This window comes from Eikenella halliae (assembly GCF_001648475.1).
In the GTDB taxonomy this organism is placed as follows: domain Bacteria; phylum Pseudomonadota; class Gammaproteobacteria; order Burkholderiales; family Neisseriaceae; genus Eikenella; species Eikenella halliae.
On sequence record NZ_LXSQ01000013.1, the window covers coordinates 1 to 20,955 of the forward strand.

25 protein-coding genes are annotated in these 20,955 nt (G+C 51.4%); 9 read left to right on the plus strand and 16 right to left on the minus strand.

The window, feature by feature from the left end; genetic code table 11:
• The 8 genes from A7Q00_RS05005 to A7Q00_RS13410 form a co-directional block, all read left to right on the plus strand.
• On the plus strand, positions 1-648 hold a 648-nt coding region (locus tag A7Q00_RS05005; protein WP_281179001.1), incomplete at its 5' end, for a TrbI/VirB10 family protein.
• Positions 649-666: 18 nt separating this feature from the next.
• Positions 667-1,002 carry a hypothetical protein gene (locus tag A7Q00_RS05010; protein WP_064089522.1) on the plus strand — a complete coding sequence of 112 codons (336 nt, stop codon included), beginning with the start codon at positions 667-669 and terminating at the stop codon, positions 1,000-1,002.
• Positions 1,003-1,057: 55 nt separating this feature from the next.
• Entirely contained in the window at positions 1,058-1,789 is a 732-nt protein-coding gene (gene trbJ / locus A7Q00_RS05015) for a P-type conjugative transfer protein TrbJ (RefSeq protein ID WP_064089523.1), read from the plus strand.
• Positions 1,790-1,823: 34 nt separating this feature from the next.
• A complete protein-coding gene (gene trbL / locus A7Q00_RS05020; RefSeq protein WP_064089524.1) occupies positions 1,824-3,458 on the plus strand; it encodes a P-type conjugative transfer protein TrbL in 1,635 nt (544 codons plus the stop codon).
• 74 nt (positions 3,459-3,532) lie between these two features.
• Positions 3,533-4,093 carry a hypothetical protein gene (locus A7Q00_RS05025; protein WP_156503742.1) on the plus strand — a complete coding sequence of 187 codons (561 nt, stop codon included), beginning with the start codon at positions 3,533-3,535 and terminating at the stop codon, positions 4,091-4,093.
• Positions 4,094-4,100: 7 nt separating this feature from the next.
• The gene (gene trbL, locus A7Q00_RS05030) at positions 4,101-5,714 is read left to right on the plus strand and encodes a P-type conjugative transfer protein TrbL (RefSeq protein ID WP_082887750.1); all 1,614 of its coding nucleotides are present in this window, start codon (positions 4,101-4,103) and stop codon (positions 5,712-5,714) included.
• Positions 5,715-5,729: 15 nt separating this feature from the next.
• Positions 5,730-6,416, plus strand: a complete 687-nt coding sequence (locus A7Q00_RS05035) for a TrbM/KikA/MpfK family conjugal transfer protein (protein ID WP_342668415.1) — start codon at positions 5,730-5,732, stop codon at positions 6,414-6,416.
• On the plus strand, positions 6,416-7,060 hold the full coding sequence (locus A7Q00_RS13410) for a lysozyme family protein (RefSeq protein WP_064089527.1): 645 nt from the start codon (positions 6,416-6,418) through the stop codon (positions 7,058-7,060). The genes A7Q00_RS05035 and A7Q00_RS13410 overlap by 1 nt, the downstream gene beginning before the upstream one ends.
• 107 nt (positions 7,061-7,167) lie before the next feature.
• Here A7Q00_RS13410 and A7Q00_RS05045 read toward each other — a convergent pair whose 3' ends face one another.
• From A7Q00_RS05045 to A7Q00_RS05090, 10 genes are all read right to left on the minus strand, one after another.
• A complete protein-coding gene (locus A7Q00_RS05045; RefSeq protein ID WP_245637532.1) occupies positions 7,168-7,419 on the minus strand; it encodes a type II toxin-antitoxin system YafQ family toxin in 252 nt (83 codons plus the stop codon).
• 97 nt (positions 7,420-7,516) lie between these two features.
• A complete protein-coding gene (locus tag A7Q00_RS05050) occupies positions 7,517-7,810 on the minus strand; it encodes a type II toxin-antitoxin system RelB/DinJ family antitoxin (RefSeq protein WP_064089529.1) in 294 nt (97 codons plus the stop codon).
• A gap of 71 nt (positions 7,811-7,881) precedes the next feature.
• Positions 7,882-8,958, minus strand: coding sequence for a Fic family protein (locus A7Q00_RS05055; RefSeq protein WP_082887751.1), 1,077 nt, complete (start codon positions 8,956-8,958; stop codon positions 7,882-7,884).
• Between the two features lie 6 nt (positions 8,959-8,964).
• Positions 8,965-9,276, minus strand: a complete 312-nt coding sequence (locus tag A7Q00_RS05060; RefSeq protein WP_064089531.1) for an antitoxin VbhA family protein — start codon at positions 9,274-9,276, stop codon at positions 8,965-8,967.
• Positions 9,277-9,322: 46 nt separating this feature from the next.
• Positions 9,323-9,529 (minus strand): hypothetical protein, encoded by a 207-nt coding sequence (locus A7Q00_RS05065; protein ID WP_064089532.1) that lies wholly within the window; start codon positions 9,527-9,529, stop codon positions 9,323-9,325.
• 81 nt (positions 9,530-9,610) lie between these two features.
• Positions 9,611-9,808 carry a hypothetical protein gene (locus tag A7Q00_RS05070; RefSeq protein ID WP_064089533.1) on the minus strand — a complete coding sequence of 66 codons (198 nt, stop codon included), beginning with the start codon at positions 9,806-9,808 and terminating at the stop codon, positions 9,611-9,613.
• Between the two features lie 125 nt (positions 9,809-9,933).
• Positions 9,934-10,596, minus strand: a complete 663-nt coding sequence (locus tag A7Q00_RS05075; RefSeq protein WP_064089534.1) for a recombinase family protein — start codon at positions 10,594-10,596, stop codon at positions 9,934-9,936.
• Positions 10,597-10,668: 72 nt separating this feature from the next.
• Entirely contained in the window at positions 10,669-10,815 is a 147-nt protein-coding gene (locus A7Q00_RS13415) for a hypothetical protein (RefSeq protein ID WP_156503743.1), read from the minus strand.
• Positions 10,816-10,978: 163 nt separating this feature from the next.
• Complete coding sequence (locus A7Q00_RS05085; protein WP_064089536.1) at positions 10,979-11,281, minus strand: hypothetical protein; 303 nt, start codon at positions 11,279-11,281, stop codon at positions 10,979-10,981.
• A gap of 12 nt (positions 11,282-11,293) precedes the next feature.
• Entirely contained in the window at positions 11,294-11,590 is a 297-nt protein-coding gene (locus tag A7Q00_RS05090; RefSeq protein ID WP_064089537.1) for a hypothetical protein, read from the minus strand.
• A 184-nt stretch (positions 11,591-11,774) separates the two neighbouring features.
• Between A7Q00_RS05090 and A7Q00_RS14035 the strand changes: the two genes are divergently transcribed.
• Positions 11,775-12,323 (plus strand): hypothetical protein, encoded by a 549-nt coding sequence (locus A7Q00_RS14035; protein WP_082887752.1) that lies wholly within the window; start codon positions 11,775-11,777, stop codon positions 12,321-12,323.
• Between the two features lie 242 nt (positions 12,324-12,565).
• Here the strand turns inward: A7Q00_RS14035 and A7Q00_RS05100 are convergent, their stop codons facing one another.
• The 6 genes from A7Q00_RS05100 to A7Q00_RS05125 are packed head-to-tail and all read right to left on the minus strand — an operon-like array spanning position 12,566 to position 20,954.
• Positions 12,566-13,114: a YcbK family protein gene (locus A7Q00_RS05100; RefSeq protein ID WP_064089538.1), complete on the minus strand. Its 549-nt coding sequence runs from the start codon at positions 13,112-13,114 to the stop codon at positions 12,566-12,568.
• Between the two features lie 9 nt (positions 13,115-13,123).
• Entirely contained in the window at positions 13,124-16,087 is a 2,964-nt protein-coding gene (locus A7Q00_RS05105; protein WP_064089539.1) for a DUF5710 domain-containing protein, read from the minus strand.
• A 1-nt stretch (position 16,088) separates the two neighbouring features.
• Positions 16,089-16,271: a hypothetical protein gene (locus tag A7Q00_RS05110; RefSeq protein ID WP_064089540.1), complete on the minus strand. Its 183-nt coding sequence runs from the start codon at positions 16,269-16,271 to the stop codon at positions 16,089-16,091.
• A 3-nt stretch (positions 16,272-16,274) separates the two neighbouring features.
• Positions 16,275-18,479: a DNA topoisomerase 3 gene (locus A7Q00_RS05115; protein WP_064089541.1), complete on the minus strand. Its 2,205-nt coding sequence runs from the start codon at positions 18,477-18,479 to the stop codon at positions 16,275-16,277.
• Between the two features lie 16 nt (positions 18,480-18,495).
• Positions 18,496-19,047 carry a conjugative transfer signal peptidase TraF gene (gene traF / locus A7Q00_RS05120; protein ID WP_082887753.1) on the minus strand — a complete coding sequence of 184 codons (552 nt, stop codon included), beginning with the start codon at positions 19,045-19,047 and terminating at the stop codon, positions 18,496-18,498.
• Positions 19,044-20,954, minus strand: coding sequence for a type IV secretory system conjugative DNA transfer family protein (locus A7Q00_RS05125; protein WP_064089543.1), 1,911 nt, complete (start codon positions 20,952-20,954; stop codon positions 19,044-19,046). The genes traF and A7Q00_RS05125 overlap by 4 nt, the downstream gene beginning before the upstream one ends.
• Between the last annotated feature and the right edge of the window lies 1 nt (position 20,955).

Below are 20,955 nucleotides of genomic sequence, written 5' to 3' on the forward strand. Positions count from 1 at the left end.
CAACCGGCCGTGGCCAACAACAATACTGCCGGCAGTGATAACCGTTGGCAGCTGGCCAACCGACCGGAACGGGCTTATGCCAACGCCTTGATGGCCGGATCGGTCATTCCGGCCATCGCCATCAGCGGCATCAACTCCGACCTGCCCGGCCAGGTCATGGCGCAGGTATCGCAAAACGTATATGACAGCCGCACCGGCCGCCGCCTGCTGATCCCGCAGGGTACCAAGCTGATCGGCTCATATGACAACAATGTGTCATTCGGCCAGAAACGCCTGTTTATCGCCTGGAACCGGCTGATTTTCCCAGACGGCCGCTCCTTAGACATCGGCTCCATGCCCGGCTCCAACGGCGCCGGCTATCCCGGTTTCCGCGACAAGGTCAATAACCACTACATGCGGATTTGGGGCAATGCCCTGCTGCTGTCGGTGATTAGCGCCGGCATATCTTACGGTACCGACCGCGACCGCGGTAACGGCAACAACAATAACAACACCACCTTCAACAGCGAATTGTCTACCAACTTGGGGTCTACCTTCGGCCAGGCCGTTACCCAAACGCTGCAAAAAAACCTGAACCTGTCACCGACACTGGAAATCCGTCCCGGTTACCGCTTCAACGTCGTGGTAACCAAAGACATCCTGTTCTAACCAAGCAAAAAGGAGCTTATGATGAAAAAATTGTTATCCGTCCTGCTGTTGGGTCTGACTCTGCTGCTGAGCGCCTGCGGCGACAAACCGGGGGAGCAATTTGTAGGGACATGGCAAAGTTCAGACAACCGCTTTCAATACGAAATCAAACGGGACGGAAATTCCCAAGACGCCTTTGTTGTTAAAATTACGGAGACTAATCCTTCACATACTGCTTCACACACAGCAACAGTAGCAGGCAAATTATTGGATGACACGCTAATAATCAGTGGAACCTTCCAATTTACCATCGATCCCAATACCGGAGAAATGATTGATCATGATATTGGTGAAAGATATAAAAAAGCAGAATAATCTGAATATAATTTATTGTTTTTACAAATAGAAACTTTAGAACGGAGTTGAACCCATGAAACTTTCCAAATTATCTGCGGTAGCCATCATAATCGCCACTCTTGGCTTATCCGCCCTGCCCGCCCAAGCCGGCGGCATCCCGACCTTTGACGGGGCCAACGTGACCCAGAGCACCATTTCCGCCCTGCAAGACGTACAGTCCGTGTTAAAACAGATCGAGCAATACCGGCTGCAATTGAAACAGTACGAAAACCAATTGCGCAATACGGCGGCACCGGCAGCCTATATTTGGGACCGCACGCGCCAAACCATCGACGGGTTGAATCAAGCGATGGCGGAATTACGGGCCAAACGGCAACAATTGGGCAATATCCGCGAATTATTGGACCGTTACCAGTCTTCCGAATATTACAAAGGTTCGCCTTGTTATCGCCTGCGCGGCTGCACGGCAGCGGAACGGGCACGGTTGGAACGTAATCGTGACCAGATCTCCAACCTGCAAAAACTGACCAACGACAGCGTGTTGATGGGCATCGACCAGCAATTGGAATCCATCAAACAGGACTTGGTCACCTTGGAGCGGCTGCAACGCGCTTCGCAATCGGCCAAAGGCCAGATGGAAGCGATCCAGTATGGCAACCAACTCCGCAGTGCCCAACTACATCAATCCATGCAAATGCGCCAAGTGACGTTGATGCATATGCAAGCGGAAGCCGTAGAACGACAGGCACGCATCGACCAACAGGCGCGGGAAGCAGCCGCTTCCAAACAGTTTTGGAGCCACTAGTCCTCAATATGTTGCATAAATTAAGGAGCTCGTGATGACCACGCTATCTGACACGACAGCGCTAACCCGGAAACAACGAGTACAACGTTGGCTGCCATTTTGCCTGCTATTGTTGGGACTGCTGCTGTTTGCCGCCGGAGCTTGGGGGGCCAACCCCCAACCGGCGGGGGCATCCGAGCCCAAACAGCAAACCGTCGAACAGCCCACGGCTGCTTCCGAGCCCAGAATCGTGTCAGCCGGCGGGGAAGCGGTGCTAATTAACCCGCCCAAAAATGACGCGGCTACCGAAGAATCAATGCCGGTAGAGAGCGATGCCCAAAAATTCTCCATGATTGAAAGGGAATTCAAGGATAAGGCACAAAAATGGAGCGACGTCTTGGTACAACGCGCCACTTGGCTGTTTTTCGCCTTGGGCGCCATCAGCCTAACTTGGACCGGAATCCAGATGGTGTTCCGCAAGGGGGATATTGCCGATTTCTTTGCCGAAACGGTACGCTTTATCCTATTTTTCGGTTTTTTTCTGTGGCTGCTGCAAAACGGTATCGACATCGGTACCGCCATCATCGACTCTTTTGTGCAATTGGGTGAATCCGCCGGGCAAACCGGCCCCATCACCCCTTCGGACGTGATGTTATTGGCCTTTCAACTGTGGGCAGATACTGTCAAAAGTACTAGTCAATTAAGCGGCGCTCAGCTGCTGGCCGGCATCCTTATGCTGGTCTTGACCACGGTGTTTATCGCACTGATCGCGATTAATTTCCTGTTACTCAAAATCTCGGTCTGGCTGTATTTGTACGCCGGCATATTCGTATTGGGCTTCGGCGGCTCGCGCTGGACTTCGGATATGGCGGTGGCCTATTTCAAACAGCTGCTGAATATCGGGTTGCAACTGATGACCATGATCCTGATGATTGGTATTGCCAAAAACGTAATGGGAGAAGCCACTGCCGCAGTGGCATCCATGGCGCTCTTCAAATTCGTGGTGCTGCTGCTGGTGGCCATCACCCTATTCATCTTGTCCAACAAAGTCCCGCAAATGGTCGGCTCGATTGCCGGCGGCGGCGGCAGCAACGGGGTCGGCGCCTTCGGTGGCGGAGCGGTGATGGCGGCCACGGCGGCTATGACGGGCGCGGCCTTGGAACTCGCCGGTTTTGCCAAGGCCGTACGCGAACTGAAAAAAGACAGTGCCAGCCAAGGCGGTAAAAACCAAGGCGGCGGTACGCAAAGCGAAACCGGCGACAGCCACCGCAAGAGCAGTGCGACGGAAGCCCTGAGTGATTCCGGTTCGGCCGACAACAGCGCCAGCCAGGACGGTCAGCCGCTGATCGCCGAAGGCAACCGCAACGCCGCAGCGACCGCCCAAGCCACCAACGTTGCCAGTGGCGGCAACAGTATCAGTTCGCCGGAAGCCTCCGGCGGCAAAGCCGACAGTGGCGGGCAAAAGGGCGGCGATGCCGGCGGCCGGGCCGCTTCCGGGCAAAACGATGCGGCAGCGGCGGAAGGGGCCAGCAAAACCATTGCCATGAGCACCATTCAAGCCATCAGTACCGCTGCCGGCCGGATCCTGATGAATCAAACCCGCGGCGGAAAGCTGGCCAACCAAATCCGTGAAGAGCGGGAGCGCCGCCAACAACGTGAACGGAATCCGGATCACGATCCGGAAGCATAGATTTGACGCCAAGGAGAATACGGGTGGGAACCGCCTGGCCCCTTGGCTATCCCAACCCTGATAAGGAGTAGCTGATGAAATCTTTTGCCTTACTACTGACAGCCGGATTGGTTGTCTGCACCCTGCCGGCAGCGGCACAAAATGCGCCGGGACGGACTGCTTGGAAACAGATGCCGGAAATCACCTTTAATTTCTACAGCAAGACCGGCACCCCGCAGCAGGCGCAAACCGTGCGCGAAGTGTGGGGCAACCGCCTGCGGCCACGGGATGTGGCGTTCGCGCTGCTGGCCGAAGCCGATACCGCCGAGAACCACTATATTTTCTCGATGCTGAACAATAGTGACAACCCGAACAATAACTGCCTGGCTCCTCCCAACGGCGACGGCTCGACAAGGGCACAACCAACCTACTTCACCTGCCCAATGCGGGTGGTGCAACGCCATAAAGCCAGCGGCCGCACCACAGTGCGCGACCTGCCCAATTACTGCTACCTGAATCTGGATGACGAACCGGGTAATCTGGCCCGGCACCATACCGAATATGCTTATGATGCCGCCAACAAAATCATCCGTTTCCGCACCATCATGTACGGTCGGCACGAACGCACATGCGATCGCTCTATTCAGCTAAGGTAAGCCCATCATGCAACGGCTAACGGCAATCTGGTGTCGACTGATCGGTTTGTGCCTGTTGTTTCTGTTATCGACGACAACAGCGACGGGGAAAGTAACCTACTTTTCCCAGCAACGTGCCACACATCAACAAATTGTTGATGCTGTTCGCAATTCACCCTATGCCAGCCCTTGGTTAAAACAGAATGCCGACGCCGTGGCTAATCTAGCCATCAATGTAGAAAGTGGCGGTTATCTACACCTCTATAACGGCTCCTGCTGCTTCGGTGTCTTGCAACTGAACCGCGGCAATATCCGCGCTTATGCCGGTATGTCGCCGGAGCAATACAAACTCGCCAGTCTGCAAACCCAGCTTAATGCCTGGTCAAAATTGACTACGGACGGGTTGCGCAATCCCGTGGTGCGACGACTGATACAAATGAAAACCTTTGACGGCCGGCCCGTGACAGGAGAGCTGGTTTTAGCCTGTGTGCAACTGGGGGTCGGCAACTGTCAAAAAATGCTGAATTCCGGCCGTTGCGGCGGTTTCCGCGACATCAATAAAACTTCGATCTGCGATATGGCCGACAAAATGGCCAAGGGACGTGGCACCCCTATCCAACCAATCGAAGACGGAGATCCGGAAAGCGCCTCGGATGCGGAAAAACTTGACCCCGGCAACAATCCGGCAGATGCCAGCGTCTTGGATCGGATAATGGAAACTTTCCGCGATGGCACCGGCAAATGGGTCACCGCCCTGACCACTGCCGCCAGCTGGTTGTTTTGGTCACTGGCCGCCATCAGCGTAGTTTATACCGGCATTGATCTGGTCTTCCGTAAAGACGATATCGCCGCCTTCTTCGCCGAAACCATCCGACTGATTTTGTTCATCGGCTTTTTCTGGTGGCTGCTGCAAAACGGTTTTGCCATCAGTGAATCCATCATCAATTCATTCAGCCAACTGGGGGTTGAAGCTGGTACCGGCGGCGAAACACAAAAAACGGCCGGCTTCGTACAATCATTATTTGATATGTGGAACCGTGCTGCTGCCGCCAACTCGATCCGGGCAGTCAAAATACCCGACCTAATAGATATTACTAATGCAGCCTCTTGGCTCAATCCGGAATTGTTTGTCGCCATCCTGATGATGGTGGTTACTTTCTTTGCTTTGGTACTCATTGCAATCAACTATGCCCTTTTGTATATCGCTGCCTGGATATACATGACTGCCGGACTATTCGTACTGGGCTTCGGCGGCGGGCGTTGGACCTCCGATATGGCTATCTCTTATTATCGACAGCTGCTGAATATCGGGTTGCAACTGATGACCATGATGCTGATGATGGCAATTGGGAAAAACATTATTACCGACATGGTGAGTCAAACGGAAGGCTTCATGCTATTCCACTATACGGTATTGTTGCTGGTCGGCCTGACGCTGGCGATTTTATGCACCAAGGTGCCGCCAATGGTGGGCAGCCTGGCCGGCGGCAGCGGTAACGAAGGCATCGGGTTTTCGGCAAAAAGCGTGGTGGGTTCCATGCTCAATGCCGCACTGATGCTGCTGGGCGGAGTCGGTTTAGTACGCCAAGCGCTCAAAGAAGTTAACGCCCGCAACCGGGCGCAGCAACAACAGCAGCAATAATTTTAGGGAGGATTTATGAAAACACGCCAACTTGCGATCATGCTGGCCGCCTTGGCCTGCACCGGCCTCAGTTTCGGCCAGAACCTGAACGATGCCCTGAACTCGGCTTCCAGCGGTCGTACCGCCACCGACGGCCGCAGTTATAACCGTAACAACGGCAACCAGCAAAACAACACGGCAGCACCGGCCAACACCGGGCAAACCGGCGGTAACCGTAACGGCCGGCAAAACAACCGGCCGTCCGCCGAAAGCGTACTGACCGGCGACCCCAAACTGGCTTGCGAAGCGATCCTGTGCCTGTCTTCCGGCAAGCGGCCGACGGAATGCACCCCGTCGCTGAACCGCTATTTTTCTATCCAGCACCGCAAGCTACATCAAACCTTGAACGCCAGGAAAGATTTTCTGCGCTTGTGTCCCTCCAGTAACGAAGACAATATGCCTGAGCTGATTGACGCCATTGCCAACGGTGCCGGCCGTTGCAATGCGGCTGCCCTGAACCGGATCAACCGTGCCACCTATACCAAACGCGTTTGGGTCGGCACACAACGAGACGGTGGCTGGCAAGAAGTCAAAGTACCTTATATCCGCAATGCCAAACCCAGCTATTGCCAAGCCTACCATCAGCATCAATGGACGACGAGCGGCGAACGGGTGCACTATGTCGGCGACGAACGCAACGGCGGCCGTTGGGTTGATCGCTAATGGCCATAGATCTGCCGCCGGCCGTACAGCAGGAACGGGTGGTCTGTTCGATGCAAGCCGCCGCCCAGTACCAGCTGGATCCGTTAATTCTGTTGGCCGTAGCAAGCAATGAAAACGGCCGGCCCGGCCAGTGGATACGAAATAAAAACGGCACCCATGATGTCGGTGCCATGCAGTTGAATACCGCGTATTTGGCCACACTGGCCAAATACGGAGTCACGCCGCAAGATGCGGCTCGGCCGGGCTGCTATTCCTACTTCTTGGCCGCTTGGCGCATCAAGCGGCACATCGTGCGCGACCGGGGGGATTTATGGACCCGGGTCGCCAACTACCATTCCTACACCCCGCGATTCAACAGCCGATACCGGCAAAAACTGATCCGGCATGCGGAGATGTGGCGCAATTGGTTTCAAGCGCACGGCATCCGAACGGCCAACTTACCCAATTCAACCGTTCCAACCCAAGCGGTTGCAGCCGAACGTAACCGGCCGATTCGGCGTGAGCCGGTTAGACGCCAGGAAAGACGGCCGAGCCAACAACCGGCAGCAGTAGTCAGGGAGCGAACTGCCACTGCCCGTTATACAGACCCGAGAACCACCAGTTCGGTGGTTTGGCGGGCGAATAATCCGGCCATAGAGCAGTAAAGTAGCAAAAGCCCGGCACTAATGTTAATGTACCGGGCTTTTGCCATATTATGAACCTATTATCTATATTAGGTTCATTTTATAAGAGTTCTATTTTAAGTTGCCATTTAAAACAAATCAGAATGGCTGCCTAAACGGATAAGCTGTAGTATATTCTCTTCTGTAATACTATATATTAATAGTATATCTGGTTTTATATGGCACTCATAACAATCTTGCCAGTCGTTTTTTAATTTATGGTTTCTGTACTTTACTGGGAGAGATAGACCCTTAATTAAATTTCTAAATACTTCTACCCACTCCTCTGAAACCAACTCTAAGTGATACTTCTTTATATCACGCTTAAACTGCTTAGACATACTGATTTTTCTTAATGTACCATTCATATTTTCCTTTCAGGAAAAAACAAAAAAGCAATACAACCATTATAAGAAAATCAGCTTACCGATATCTATTCTATAAGCTATTCTCCGCAATGCTTCGTATTGCACCAAGAGCCTCAGCAACCGTATTATACTGTTGAACTATTGTTGAACCAGAGCGTACTTCCCCAATCGCCTGTTGTGTCAAATGATTTGGAAGATGTTCCGCTTTATATTGAAAAGAGAGCGGAATAACTTTGGTATCAGCAATTTGCCGCAAAAACAGCTTGACTGCTTGAGCAGGAGTCAGACCATAACTTTCAATAATCGGAAATGACTGCTCCTTGAGGCTTTCATCCATACGGATGTTAAAATTTACACTACGCATTACAAATATCCTCTTAAATTGGCTGCAATTGTAAAACAAAAGTTTTGCATTTGCAATCAATCCTACATCTATTATCGAAGCCGCCGACTATGCGTCTGCTTCATCGACCGGCTGGCCGTCAGGCTGGCTGCCTTGGCTTGCCCCTTACCGATGCTATAGCGCTGCCCTACCCTTACCTGACCGGCCAACTGCTCGGTATTCTGATGTCGAATCAACCCTTGTTTGGTTTTTTGGAAAATCGACGCATTATCCTTATAGATAACTTCGCCTTCATAAGATTGGTCGGCCGCGGCCGGTTTGGCCGTGCCCAAAGGATAAATACCGGCCTTCATCCCCTCTGCCGGCATCCGCTCGACATCCTGCCAGGCATCGCCGCTTTTCCGTTGCAGCACAACACCGGATGAATTGACCACCGCCCGTACCTGGCTGTAATCGAGCTCTTGGCGAATTGCCCGCTCCACCGCAATCTGCCGAAAAACCGAAGGCAAATCTATCTTGGGGTAATACTGATTCAACTCTTCCAAGGAGCCCTGCAAGCTAACGTACGGGTTAGGATTCATATGAGTCAAGTTTTTCAACTGCTCGGGACGCCGGCTCAAATTCAGTTCGGCCAGGGATTTATCCCGGGCGATATACATCTCCTTCTCACTGACTTTACTGAAATCCAGTTCCACTCCGGAACTGGCCGCCAACTCTTGGACAAAGGCTCGATTCACCCTGCTGTTACCATCCCAAAAAGCATGCAGATAGTCGACCTCGGCATAAACTTGAGCCAACCGTTGCACCTTCTCCTCAAATGGTAAATCTTTGGTACTGGCATATTTGGCCAGCCCAATGACCCGTTCCACCTGTTGATAATCGGCTTGTTCCAACGGCGAATAATACGTCTCATACGGATACGGAGTGATATTAAAGCGCAACTTTCCGCCCCAATCATCTCTTGCCGGCCGCATCTGATAAAAATTATTCATTTCTGCCCGAATTCTTTCCGGTAAATCCGGAGCAGGATAAAAAGTCGTATCGTGCAACCTTTTCAAGCCATCAAAGGAAAAATCTTGACTCTGTCTCAACTCCTCGCGGCCATGCAATAAATTTGTAGACATGGCACGGTCGAATATAGCTTGTTCCTGTACTGTTAATCCCATCATCAACCTCTATAGGTCTTGCCATGACAGACCAAGCTCATGTAAACGGGCAACCTTCCGCTGAATCCGTTTGGTCTCTTCCGGTATTTGCTCCAAAATAATTGCCCTTGCTTGCTCCTTCGTTAATTCCCCACGGATCTCCTCCATTGTGACCACCTTGCCAAAATCATCCGGGGCATGCCCCTCCAATGCACAGCTGGCCACCACCTGAATATAGATTTCTTTCCCAGACCGGATCTCTTCCGGGCTGTATTTCACCACCTTGGGCCGTTCAAATTCGGCCAACAATTTCTGTTTCTGTTCGTGAGTTAATTCAGCCATCACCCTTCCTTTCATCTTTATGCTGTTTTATTGTATTCCGCCCTGCTTATCGAAGCCGACGACCTTGCGTCTGCTTCAATGCTTTTAACTCTTCACGCAACTTTTGTACTGCTGGAGAATCCACAGTGTAATGCAACTCAGCCTCTATTTTCTTGCAGTACTCCTTGTCTTCCATCATCCGGCGGTTTTTCTTACAAGCTTCTTTTATCATCTTAATGGTATCATCACGACCAGTAGGTTTAATTGTATTCATAGTCAGTTCCTAATAAGTTAGTTATCTCTTTTTGTTGTTAAAGATGAAACGACCTTTTACCACTTCATCGCATGCCACCGACTATCTGTTGCTCATACCCTGCTCCCAATACAATCTTTCTTGCTCCGTTACTGCCTGGCCAAGTTTGATTTTATTCCCAATCAAAATCGCCCGTACCCCATCGAAAATTTCACTATCCGGATTACCGATGTGGTTCTCTATCGTGGTTTCATAATCACGATAAAACTCGGCAACACTTCTTTTTTCAGTATGTCCCATGATATTTCCTTTCTTCGTTAAAGACTGCTCCGGCAAGTTTTCCACAAAACCTGTTCATAACCCCATGAACAACGGCTGCCAGCCCGGCATAAATACTTGAATTTATGCTAGCGCACCGGCTCTGCCTATTTTTCGGGCAGCTTATTGCCGGAAACCCTGTATTCACCAGCCTGTATTTTCCGCCAGATTCGCTTAACTGTGCCTGGCGAACAACTCAATGCTTTGGCGGTTTCCGCGATTGACAAACCTTTTTGACGCCAAAAGGCTACGGCATCGATACGCTTCTGGTCTATTCTGCGCCCACCCACGCTGCGCCCCTCTGCCCGGGCTCGGGCGAATCCGGCAGCCTGCCGCTCGCGGCGCAGTTCGTAATCATCGCTGGCCGATTTCATGGCGATCTTCAGCAACAAATTTTGCACCGCTTCCATCACAATACCGGCCATACTGTCGGCCGGATACAGCTCATCCAGATCCACTACACCTGGCATCGCCAACCTTGCGCCTTTGGCTTTGATGCGGCCGACTAGCTTTTCTGCCTCTTTCACGGGTAGGCGGGTTAAGCGGTCGATATTTTCAATCACCACCACCTCGCCCTCCTGCAAATCTTCTATCATCTCGGTTAGCTTCGCCCGCTCGGCCGTGCGGCCGCTGGCTTTTTCTGCATACACCTTAGCCACATAATAGCCACGTTGCTCTGCCCACTCGCGCAATGCCATCTGTCTGGTCAGGTCTTGTTGTACCGTCGAAACCCGGCAATAAATACGGGCAATTTTAGTTTGCTTGTTCATTATTTCTACAAAATATCTGAGGATGGATTGCTAAACAGGGATGAGGAATCACAAAAGGTATAACTAGAACACTCATGACGCCTTACTGTTTTTTCTTAGATATTCCAAAGCCTCACCACAGCCTATCAATACTAAAAGCCCTGCTACCAATAAATAGATCGCATTACGCCTAATCCATTCATCTTGCTTTTTCTCGCGATACTCTTGCTCGATATCCATTCTAACTAATTCTGCTTGCTTCAAAACAGCTGGATCAGAGGAATTCTTTGCCTGCTCCAAAACCGTCATCCTCTCCTGATAGACTTTCGACTTGGAAGAATCATAACTATATGGAGAACAGGCAGTACAGAACAAACAAAATATAACGAGCAACAATTTATATCTAATTATCATCAGTATTTTTCTTCTGATCAATCTTATATTCTAATGCAATGATAACAGCCATTGTTCTTTTTAATAACCTTAAACCACTTACAAGCATATATCCAAAAGTTAGACTGCATCCAAAAAGCACTAAAATAAGTGGCCAGATCCATATATTATTATCCAACTTAATGATTCCTATAATAAGTGATATTATCGATATAATCTCCATTATTAATACAAGTCTACAATCTTTCTGCAAATCTTCCTTCATTTCATAGGCTTTAGATAATAATTCCTTCAGATTTTCTTTTTCTTCCATGATACCTCCAGTCTATGATAAATCCTGATTACCGTTAATGTAATCCACAATAATTTTTGTATTATCTATATCCAATGCCGAAATAAATTCTATCCAAGCGTATACATTATCTCCATCTCCTTTTAGTAAGCAGTATGCCGCCTTCCTCGCTAACCAATCCTGCATATCAGCATCAACCTTACCTGAGTATATTTTCAATACTTCACTGTCTATCGAGCGGTTATACTGCAACCGGAGTAGCTTTCTTATATCTACAAACATCGGCGGCGGATTCATCTCTGTAAGCACCTTATTAAGGTCAACAACCATTTAACAACCCTTCCATTGATTCTTTACAATTTTCATCATTTCTATAGTTTACCTTCATAAAACCACCTTAGCTAAATTAAGTATAGGTTGTTGGCCATCCCTTCCGTTTGGTCAACAATTTGTATTGTACATAGGTAAATTAACCAGGTCAATAATTGATAGGTAAATTGACCACCAATTTACAATGCCAATAAAAATCAAGCCGTACACTGAATTTCAAGCTCATATAAATAAATATATCTACAAGCTTGAAATTCACTCGGCTTTTTCATACGATATTGAGAAACAAAGGATTAACGAGATGAGAAATCGAATAATCAAAGAAATTGGGCAGTTCCCGTTACTGAATGGACCCCATAAACAGACGTTTCCTCCTGGCATAATTGTATTGAGACACGGAAAACACACAGGAGCGAACAAGGGCTTTGGAGCAGAACACATCTTGGCCGAACATAAAGCTGACTTAAAAAAGCACAACCTATCTTGCGATGAACAAGGTGTCATCCAATATGTAGAAATGATTTTGCAATTTAGCGCAGGGATTTATTGCGAATTTAGCAATACGCGCGGTTTTCACCGGCCTATGGTTGTACGCTCTAAATTAGGCACGGTTGTTTTGGAACGGCAGGAAAGAGACGGTCTGACTATCTATTCCGTCGTAACCGCTTTCGGTGGAACAATGGCTCGCGGCACAAAAATAGGCACGATGCCCAGGCAAAACAAAAGCACCTAATGTCTAGGTGCTTGAAGTAGTAGCCGCAGCCTCTCCTTAGCTCTCATGGGGTCGGATACCAATCTTGCGATTGAGCTACTGAACTGGCTAGCGACAGCCAGACTGCCCACATTAAGACACCCGTTCGCTGGTTAATGTGTCTTAAAAAAGCTCTTGCAGTACGTTCATTATAGCTCAATTTTGTGGCAAAAGTGACTTCTTTACATAACAGGCTACCTGAAGATTTTCAGGTAGCCTGTTTATCAACCGCGCCACTCGCGGTAGCGGCCAATGTCGTTGTGTACGAAAGTGCTGTATGTCCCGATACCGCCGACCCGAAAACGCCTGGCCAGAGCCAGCACTTCCTCCAACGTCGCCTGTCGGAAATGGAAATCGGCCGCATCCCCGACCAAGTGGCGTGAATTTTTTGCTGCCCCTTCCAAAGTATTGTTGTGCCGGCGGGTACGATAGCCGCTGTGCAAGACCAACAGCGGATTGCTGCGGCCAATATCACGCAGATACTGCTGCTGGGCGAACAGCAGGTTAAACAGGCTGATATTCATAGCAATGACGGCATTGCCATCCACTACGTCACGAAACAGCCAGCACAACCGCCGATAACCATCTTGTGAATAGCGGCCGTCCTTAAAAAATGTAACATTTTGCCTTTCGCCTGAAGCCGGCCGATATATCGATAATTTGCGGTCACGCAGCCAAAAACGATTGTCGTCAGCCAGGGCAATGGTCGGCAAACCAAGCATACCGGCACCCAGCGTACCCACCGCACCCTGTAAAAATTTCCTACGATCCAAGCTATTCTCCTAACGACGCGGACCACTGCGTTTTTTAACCGCTACGGCTTGTTCCCGCTCTGGCTGAGGCGGCTTCCGGTCCTGCCGAGCCGTTTGGGTAACAGCCTGAGCACGGATTTTTTCACCGATTTGTTTGGCCACGCCTTCACGGCCAAACGCCGATTTCTGTGCCAAATCGTTGAAATCGGTGAACGCTTTTTGATCAGCCGATTGTTCGCCGGGGGCGAAAACCGGCAACACCGCCGGGCAGTTCAACACGGCCGCTGCTTCCATGGCTTTTTCCCGTCCGGGGTTGCGCCCTTGTTTGGCCTGCACCGCCAAATCATCATCCCCGGCAACCAAAAATTGTTTTTCCGGATAGCGGCGGTTTAATTCGGCGGCCACCAATGGCAGGTTGCCGGAATTAAACGCGGCAACACAGGCCACGGTCTCATCCGTGGCTTCATTAATAGTGGCGGCGGTGGCGTAGCCCTCGGCCAACACAATGGTACTGGCGGTTTGTAGGTCGCGGCCGCCCACGACGTGCAAACAGCCCTCCTGCTGGCTATCCTTGGCAAAGCGTTTGGTGCCGTCCGGTTGGATATACTGCATCGAACGCAATTCGCCCTCGATGTTATAAACCGGGATATAGGTTTTCTGGCCGGTACGGTCGGTAAAGATACCCGGTTGCGGTTGGATGCCTTTCGCCTGTAAATAAGGGGTTGGCTCCGACACTGGTTGATAACCGCGCATATAGTGTTTGATGCGCCCAACCGCCGCCTCTTGCGCCTGCCGCTTTTGTTCTTCGCGCTGTTGAAGTTTGCTGGCACTTTCGGCAGCCAGTTTGGCCTTTTCTGCCGGCGATAAACTGTGGCCTTTGGCTTTCCAACGCTCTTCTTGACCGGTCCGGTTATTCTTCACATAACCGGCCGGATGCCCATCCAGATAAGCGATATAGAAGCCGGACTTCTCCCCGGCTTTATCGCCAACCGTGGTAATGCGGTGCTTTTGCCCGTCCATGAACGGATGCCCCTTCTCCACCACGCAGCCCAATTCACGCAACTTATCGGCAAACTCTTCTTGCGGCGACATCGCCGGTTCGCTCTGAAGCGCTTGGTTTTCCGGCAGCCATTTGGCAACGGCCGATAAATTGGGATGGTCGCTAGCGATATACCAAGACTTGTTGGCCTTGTCCCAGCGGGCACCTTGTTCCTTGGCTGCACCGCGTTCGGCATATGGCACCGCCAAATACACCCGTTCAAGCGTTTGGTCACCCTGTTGCTGTCGGATTGCCTGCCGTTCTTGCTGCACCGCAGCTGCTTGCTGCTCGACCGCCGCATCTTGCGGCATCGAATCGGGAGCCGCTTCTTCTGCAACAACCTCCGGTTTCGCTTGCATCCAACGGGCAAACAAGGCGGCATTAGTGCCGGCCGGAATGTACCAGGATTTTTGCTCCTTATCCCAACGGGCACCCAGGGCGCGGGCATCATTTTTCTCACCGTATGGGACATCAATCAGAATTTTGTCAGCGGCCGGCTCTGTGGTATTAACCGCTTGTGCCTGATTGACCGGACTATTCAACCACTTTTCAAATGGTGCCTGATTAACGCCAGGGGGGATGTACCAGGATTTCTTCTCCTTATCCCAACGGGCACCCAGGGCTTTGGCTTCATTTTTGTCGGCATACGGGATTTGTACATAGCGTTTTTCATCAGATACGATTTTGACTGCCTCGTCATCTGATTGCGGCGGCAAGAACGGTTGCAGCTGTTCGGCCACCGACTCGACCTCGGCTGCCATCTGGTGCGCAGCATCATCCAAGACCGTTCTGGCTTCAACCAACTTAACCAAAAAAGCTGCTTCGTCTGCCGGCGGCTGATGCCGCTGCCAAAAAGCACCTTGCCGACCACCCTCTTCTATCATGGCCACGATGGCGTCTAATTGTTTGAGATCTGATACGCGATGCTCTTTGACCAATGAGCCGACCAATTCAGCGATGGATTCATCTTGAACGGCTTGGAGAGCCTGCCGTTCCGCATCCAGGCTGGCTTCATCTATGTTCTGCTGGGTTTGCCCCATACTCTCCTCCTGCTGCTGTTCAACTGTCTGCATCTGGGCCAGTTCCATAACATAAGCATGTATTTTTTCCGCATCGGCTGCGGCCCGCATGATTTCCATCGGGTCATCTTGCAATGCCTTAATCCAACTCTCTACATAACTGGCATGTTGTTCCGGATGGAATGAAACGCCCAAGTCCTGGCTCAGCATCAACGATGCGATTTCTGCCCGCAATTCTTCCCGGGCATACCCTTCGCTGCCGAACGGATGGGCCATATCACGATTTAGCCGGGTCTCATGTCCGGTCCAATGGCCTAATTCATGCAGGGCAACGGCATAGTAATGCCCTGCATCAGCGAATTGCTCACGCAGGGGCAGGGTGATGCTGTCGGTTCTGAGCGAATAAAATGCTCGGTCACCGGCACGATGCTGGATCAAAGCGCCGGAATTGCGCAGGATGGTTTCTGCCTGTTCGGCCGGATCCCAAGCCAGCGGTGGTATTTCCAACGGCGGCAAATTGTCGATTTGCTCGGCATTGAACACCACGGCATGAAATACTTTGGGCCGCTCCAGTTGCACCGTTTCTTTTTCCGGCTTACCGTCTGCACCAATGATTTCGCGGCCTTGCTCATCGGTCTTGTTGATTTCTTCAGTAAACTTCCAATACTCAATGACCGTGCCCTTTTCGCCTTTACGCACCTGGGCACCGATTGCGGCAGCCTGTTTGTATGTCATCCAACGTGGATCTTGCCGTTGTTGTGCCAGCAACCACAGATTATTGATGCCGCGATAACGGCGACCGGTAATCGTATTGTGGGGCATGTGGTCTGGCATACCTTCACCGTCCCACGGCTTTTGCCAGGGAGCAGTTCCTTGTTGCAACTGTTCGATCAGTTTATCGGCTACTTGTTGGTAGAACGGTTTTTTGGCCGTCATGTTATACCTCCTCAGCCGATATTTCGGCCAAATCGATGACGGAGGCGCGCGCATCGGCTTCTTCCAATGCCGTTTCCACAAACGCACCCAATGCCTCGGCCTCTTCGGGATCGAATGCCACTTCCACGCCCGGCACGTCCAAATCCAATACTTTCTGGGCAATTACATCGTTTGTTGTATCCATTGCTCATCCTTTCGTCTGTGAGTAGTCCGGTTTCCCATTGAGATCGGGGTAATATTGTTTGCAGTCGGGATAACTGCTGCACCCCCAAAAATGCGTTCCTTTACGTTTACCGGCCCGCCTGATCAATTTGCTGCCACAGGCCGTGCATTCATATTTGCTGCTGGGTTCCGGCTTTTTCGGCACCAGAACCGGCCGCCCCGCCTTGTCGGAAAAAGAAGTCTTACACCCGTCTTTGTAACCGGTACACCCCCAAAAGAAGCCTTTGCCGCCTTTCATCCGACGCAGCGGTTTGCCGCAATTGGGACAGGGGTATTTTTTGATTTCAAGCTGAATGCCGTCCTGCTGCACTCGAGCCACTTCGCCACCTATGTATTCCATTAAGTTGCGGACAAAACGTTCGGCATCCAATTCTCCTTTAACGATGTACTGCTGTTGTTGGTGCCACAACGCGGTCATATCCGGATATTTGGCCTGATCCGGCAAGGCATCGTATAGCTGACGACCGATCTCACTGCTGACAATATGTTTCCCTTTTTCGACCAAATAACCACGGTCGAACAAGTTGCGTAAAATCTCGTCCCGGGTCGCCGGTGTACCGATGCCGCCATGTTCGCCTTCTTTTTCCTTATCTTTTTCAATCAAAATTTTCCGGAGTTGGTCGTTCTGGATGTACTTAGCCACCCGGGTCAGGTCGTTTAACAAGGTATCGACCGTATACAGCGGTTTGGGCTTGGTCTCCAGCCCCACGGCTTCGGCAGTCCGGCAACAGCCGGTATCGCCTTGATGGAGGTTGCGCAAATCGATTTCCGATATGGCTTCCGCCCCCTCCTCTACCTGCTGGGTTTCTGTATTGCCTTGGTCGTTCTTGTACAGAACCTGCCAACCGGCAGCCGTGGTGCTATGGCTGCGGCAACCGAACTGCCGCCGGCCGACTTGGATGGTTAAGTCGGTTTGGTCGAACTCATGCACCGGGTAAAACTGGGCGATATAAGAACGGGCAATCAGCAGATAAATCCGCTGCTCGTCTTCGGTCAGACGGCTGAAATCGGCCGTTGCCCGGGTCGGGATAATGCCATGGTGGGCAGAAACCTTTTCATTATTGAATGCCCGGCTTTTGATGGCCGGGTCGGCTTTCGCCAAAACCCGGGCAAACAGCGGCGCATTCTGCCCGATGGCCGCCAAAATCACCGGCGCCTCCGCATGATGCTCATCATTCAGATATTGGCAATCACTGCGGTTATAGGTAATCAGTTTGTATTTTTCACGTAACGCTTGGGTAATGTCTTTGACTTGGTCCGGCTTTAGGCCGAACTTACGGGCGCAATCAGCTTGCAGCTTCAGCAGATTGTATGGCAGCGGCGGTGCCTGGGTTTTGTGGGAAATTTTAGCGGCTAAAATTTTTGCCGACTGCCCGCTGCATTCCCGGGCAATGGCTTCTGCCTCGTCCTGCCGCGCCAAACGGCCTTTGTCATCTAACGCATCCGTATCCGGTTGCGGTTGATAGCGGGCGGAAAAGACTTGGCCGGATACCTCAAAATTTCCCTGTACCTGGTAGTAATACTGTTTGACATGGTTTTGATTTTCCCGGTCACGCCGCACCACCAAACCCAGCATCGGCGTTTGCACCCGTCCTACCGACAACACGCCGTTAAATCCCTGCTCACGCGCTTTTAAGGTGTAGGCCCGGGTCAGGTTGTAGCCGTACAACTGATCACTGACCGAACGGGCTTCCGCCGACTGGGACAAACCGCGGTACTCGGTATTGTCACGCATCCGCGCCAAGGCTTTGCGCACCACGCTGGCATTATTGTCATTAATCAGCACCCGTTTGACCGGCAAGCGGCAAGAAAAATATTCCAGCACCTCGTCCACCAATAACTGCCCTTCGTCGTCCGGGTCGCCGGCATGCACAACTTCCGTTGCCTGTTGCAACAGCTTGCCGATTAACTGCAACTGGGCGGCACTGTCGGGTAACGGTTTTTTACGCCAAGGGATATGGACAATCGGCAAGTGCTCAAATGACCATTGCTGATACTTTGGATCGTAATCTTCCGGATCCATCAGTTGCAGCATATGACCGTAGCACCAAGTAATCATGTCGCCGTTACTGCACTTGAAATAGCCGTCCAGCCGTTCGGCCGGCAGTTCCAATGCCTCGCGCAAAGCACGCGCCACGTCTGGTTTCTCGGCAATATACAGTCTGCTCATGATTTAACCTTATCAATTAGTCCAGCAACCATACCGGTTCCAAAACCGCGGTCACATCCTGCTCGTTGATGATGCCGTAATAACGGGCATCGTAGGAGTTGGGTACGTTGTTCCCCATCAGGATATATTGCCCTGCCTGCAACATGCCGCTACTGCGATTCACCGGCAAAGACCGACCGGCACCATCCTCAAGCAACGGACGGGTATTGGTCTGCAAATGACCGTTCAATATCAAACCGGCATCACTGAACCGGTAATGATCGCCCGGCATCCCCACCACCGTTTTAATCAGTCCACGGGCACCACTGGGGCAGGAACCGGCTTCAATGTAGCCGCGTGTCCGGGCCAACCTGAACGGTACGGTATCCGGCGGACAAAAGCGCACATAAGCCTGCCGGGCAATCGGTTTGTCCACTATGCGGTAAAAACCGTGGGGGACGCTGCGGGAAGTATTGAAACGAATGCCCAACAGATACGCTGTCGCCAACAGGACAAAGATGACCGTTAAAGCAACGGCCGCCCACTTGGCAGCCGCAACAAGCAGCGGCCAGATACGCCGCGCCATCATGTCATCAAATCGAATGCGCTGGGCGCATCGGCAATACGAATACAGGTACGGGTACGGTCAGTATGACGCGGAGCCGGTACCTTGGCACGAGCCGAAAAAGCCGGATCCATAAAATACAAGATTTGGCGGCCGTAAATCGCCGGATAACCCGCCACATAAATCACCATATCACCACCTTCGGTAATCATGCCGTTGGCATCTTTAACCGGCCCCTTCATGCGCATGCACTCGTCAGCTGTCAGCAAGGGGCGCTGTACTTCTTGCGTCGTACGCGACACCTGACTCAACATGGCGCTGGCACGTTTACCGCTGGTGGTGATTTGCTCTTTGACCACCGTTGTCACACCGGTCAGCTTGGACAGATGTTCGGCCGTTTCAATCCGGTTGGGCGGATAAGCGTTTTGGACATGGCAGTTTGAGGTAATGGTTTCATCCGGACCATAGCCGGTTTCCCGACTCTTCAACTGATTCAAGTCCTGAGTAATCAGGTAGCACTTGATTCCGTAACCGGCAACAAACGCCAGCGACTCTTGCAGAATATCCAACTTACCCAAACTGGGAAATTCATCCGCCATAAACAACAGACGATGCTTGTAATTGGCCTTCGGCCGCCCGTTCTCAAATTCCATCTTGTCCGCCAACAACCGGAAAATCATATTCACCAAAATACGCACCAACGGGCGCAACCGCAATTTATCGTTCGGCTGGGTAATGATGTACAGGCTGACCGGGCTTTCGTCATTCATCAGGTCTTTGATCCGAAAATCCGAACGGCTGACATTGGCGGCCACCACTGTATCGCGATACAGAGCCAAATAGGATTTGGCCGTAGAAAGGACGGAACCGGCCTCTTCGTCCGGCCTGTCCAACATATCCTGTCCGGCGGAGGACACCACCAACAACTCACGGCCATCATCGGTATAGTCCTGGGAATGGGTGGCCATTTCGACCCATAAATCCTGCACCGGCTGCTCCGGATTAGATAGCATCCGGTCAATCCCCGGCAAAGTGGCCACCCGCCCGTTTTTCCGCTCCTTGTACAAGGCAAACAAAATAACGCCCGTCAGCAGGGCAAACGCGGTTTTTTCCCAATGGCTGTTCAGCCCTTTCCCGTCAGGATCCACAATCATGGTAGCCAAATTCTGTACGTCGCCGATTTCATACTCGGTACCGATACGGATCTCCTCCAACGGATTCCAGGCAGCGCTACCGGTGGCAGTGGCCGGCTCGAAACGGATAACCTTGTTATAGGCGTATTGGCGGCGCCAACCGGCGGTCAACGCCCACAATTCGCCTTTCAAATCGGTAATGACCGTACTGTGCGGCCACGACAACAGGGTCGGAACAACCAAACCTACACCTTTACCGGAACGGGTCGGTGCATAAGTCAGCACATGCTCCGGACCGGAATGGCGCAAATAATGCAATTTACCCTGTTTGTCGAGCCAGCCACCAACGTACACACCGTCGTTATCCTGTCCTTTTTTCGGTAGCAAACCAGCGGTCTCAATGTCCTTACGGTCAGCCCATCGAGCCGAACCATGCAAGGATTCATGTGCTTTATTGGTGTTTGCTCTGACAATGCGCCATATCAATATGCCCATCATGCCCAAAGTGACCAGCACCAACATGATGCTGAATGCCGTCATTAACGGCCTGGGATACACCGACCGCCACTTACCGTACCAAATCAAAATACTCCACGGCATGTAAAACTTGCCGATATGGAAACCCAAAGCAGGATCATACCCGGCAGCGGCAGCAAAATACTGTGTTGCTGCCGACAGGCCAAGTAATACGCTGCCCAGCAGCAGACCCGCTGCCATCCAGCGTTCTTTGTTTTTGGAAGTCGGCTCTTCCCGATGACCGACTGCATTGTTTCGTTGTTGCTTGCTGAAAATACCCATA

Coding starts and splice junctions, on each gene's coding strand:
- A7Q00_RS05010 (WP_064089522.1), top strand. CDS start 667: ATGATGAAAAAATTGTTATCCGTCCTGCTGTTGGGTCTGACTCTGCTG.
- trbJ (WP_064089523.1), top strand. CDS start 1,058: ATGAAACTTTCCAAATTATCTGCGGTAGCCATCATAATCGCCACTCTT.
- trbL (WP_064089524.1), top strand. CDS start 1,824: ATGACCACGCTATCTGACACGACAGCGCTAACCCGGAAACAACGAGTA.
- A7Q00_RS05025 (WP_156503742.1), top strand. CDS start 3,533: ATGAAATCTTTTGCCTTACTACTGACAGCCGGATTGGTTGTCTGCACC.
- trbL (WP_082887750.1), top strand. CDS start 4,101: ATGCAACGGCTAACGGCAATCTGGTGTCGACTGATCGGTTTGTGCCTG.
- A7Q00_RS05035 (WP_342668415.1), top strand. CDS start 5,730: ATGAAAACACGCCAACTTGCGATCATGCTGGCCGCCTTGGCCTGCACC.
- A7Q00_RS13410 (WP_064089527.1), top strand. CDS start 6,416: ATGGCCATAGATCTGCCGCCGGCCGTACAGCAGGAACGGGTGGTCTGT.
- A7Q00_RS05045 (WP_245637532.1), bottom strand. CDS start 7,419: ATGTCTAAGCAGTTTAAGCGTGATATAAAGAAGTATCACTTAGAGTTG.
- A7Q00_RS05050 (WP_064089529.1), bottom strand. CDS start 7,810: ATGCGTAGTGTAAATTTTAACATCCGTATGGATGAAAGCCTCAAGGAG.
- A7Q00_RS05055 (WP_082887751.1), bottom strand. CDS start 8,958: ATGATGGGATTAACAGTACAGGAACAAGCTATATTCGACCGTGCCATG.
- A7Q00_RS05060 (WP_064089531.1), bottom strand. CDS start 9,276: ATGGCTGAATTAACTCACGAACAGAAACAGAAATTGTTGGCCGAATTT.
- A7Q00_RS05065 (WP_064089532.1), bottom strand. CDS start 9,529: ATGAATACAATTAAACCTACTGGTCGTGATGATACCATTAAGATGATA.
- A7Q00_RS05070 (WP_064089533.1), bottom strand. CDS start 9,808: ATGGGACATACTGAAAAAAGAAGTGTTGCCGAGTTTTATCGTGATTAT.
- A7Q00_RS05075 (WP_064089534.1), bottom strand. CDS start 10,596: ATGAACAAGCAAACTAAAATTGCCCGTATTTATTGCCGGGTTTCGACG.
- A7Q00_RS13415 (WP_156503743.1), bottom strand. CDS start 10,815: ATGGATATCGAGCAAGAGTATCGCGAGAAAAAGCAAGATGAATGGATT.
- A7Q00_RS05085 (WP_064089536.1), bottom strand. CDS start 11,281: ATGGAAGAAAAAGAAAATCTGAAGGAATTATTATCTAAAGCCTATGAA.
- A7Q00_RS05090 (WP_064089537.1), bottom strand. CDS start 11,590: ATGGTTGTTGACCTTAATAAGGTGCTTACAGAGATGAATCCGCCGCCG.
- A7Q00_RS14035 (WP_082887752.1), top strand. CDS start 11,775: ATGCCAATAAAAATCAAGCCGTACACTGAATTTCAAGCTCATATAAAT.
- A7Q00_RS05105 (WP_064089539.1), bottom strand. CDS start 16,087: ATGACGGCCAAAAAACCGTTCTACCAACAAGTAGCCGATAAACTGATC.
- A7Q00_RS05110 (WP_064089540.1), bottom strand. CDS start 16,271: ATGGATACAACAAACGATGTAATTGCCCAGAAAGTATTGGATTTGGAC.
- A7Q00_RS05115 (WP_064089541.1), bottom strand. CDS start 18,479: ATGAGCAGACTGTATATTGCCGAGAAACCAGACGTGGCGCGTGCTTTG.
- traF (WP_082887753.1), bottom strand. CDS start 19,047: ATGATGGCGCGGCGTATCTGGCCGCTGCTTGTTGCGGCTGCCAAGTGG.
- A7Q00_RS05125 (WP_064089543.1), bottom strand. CDS start 20,954: ATGGGTATTTTCAGCAAGCAACAACGAAACAATGCAGTCGGTCATCGG.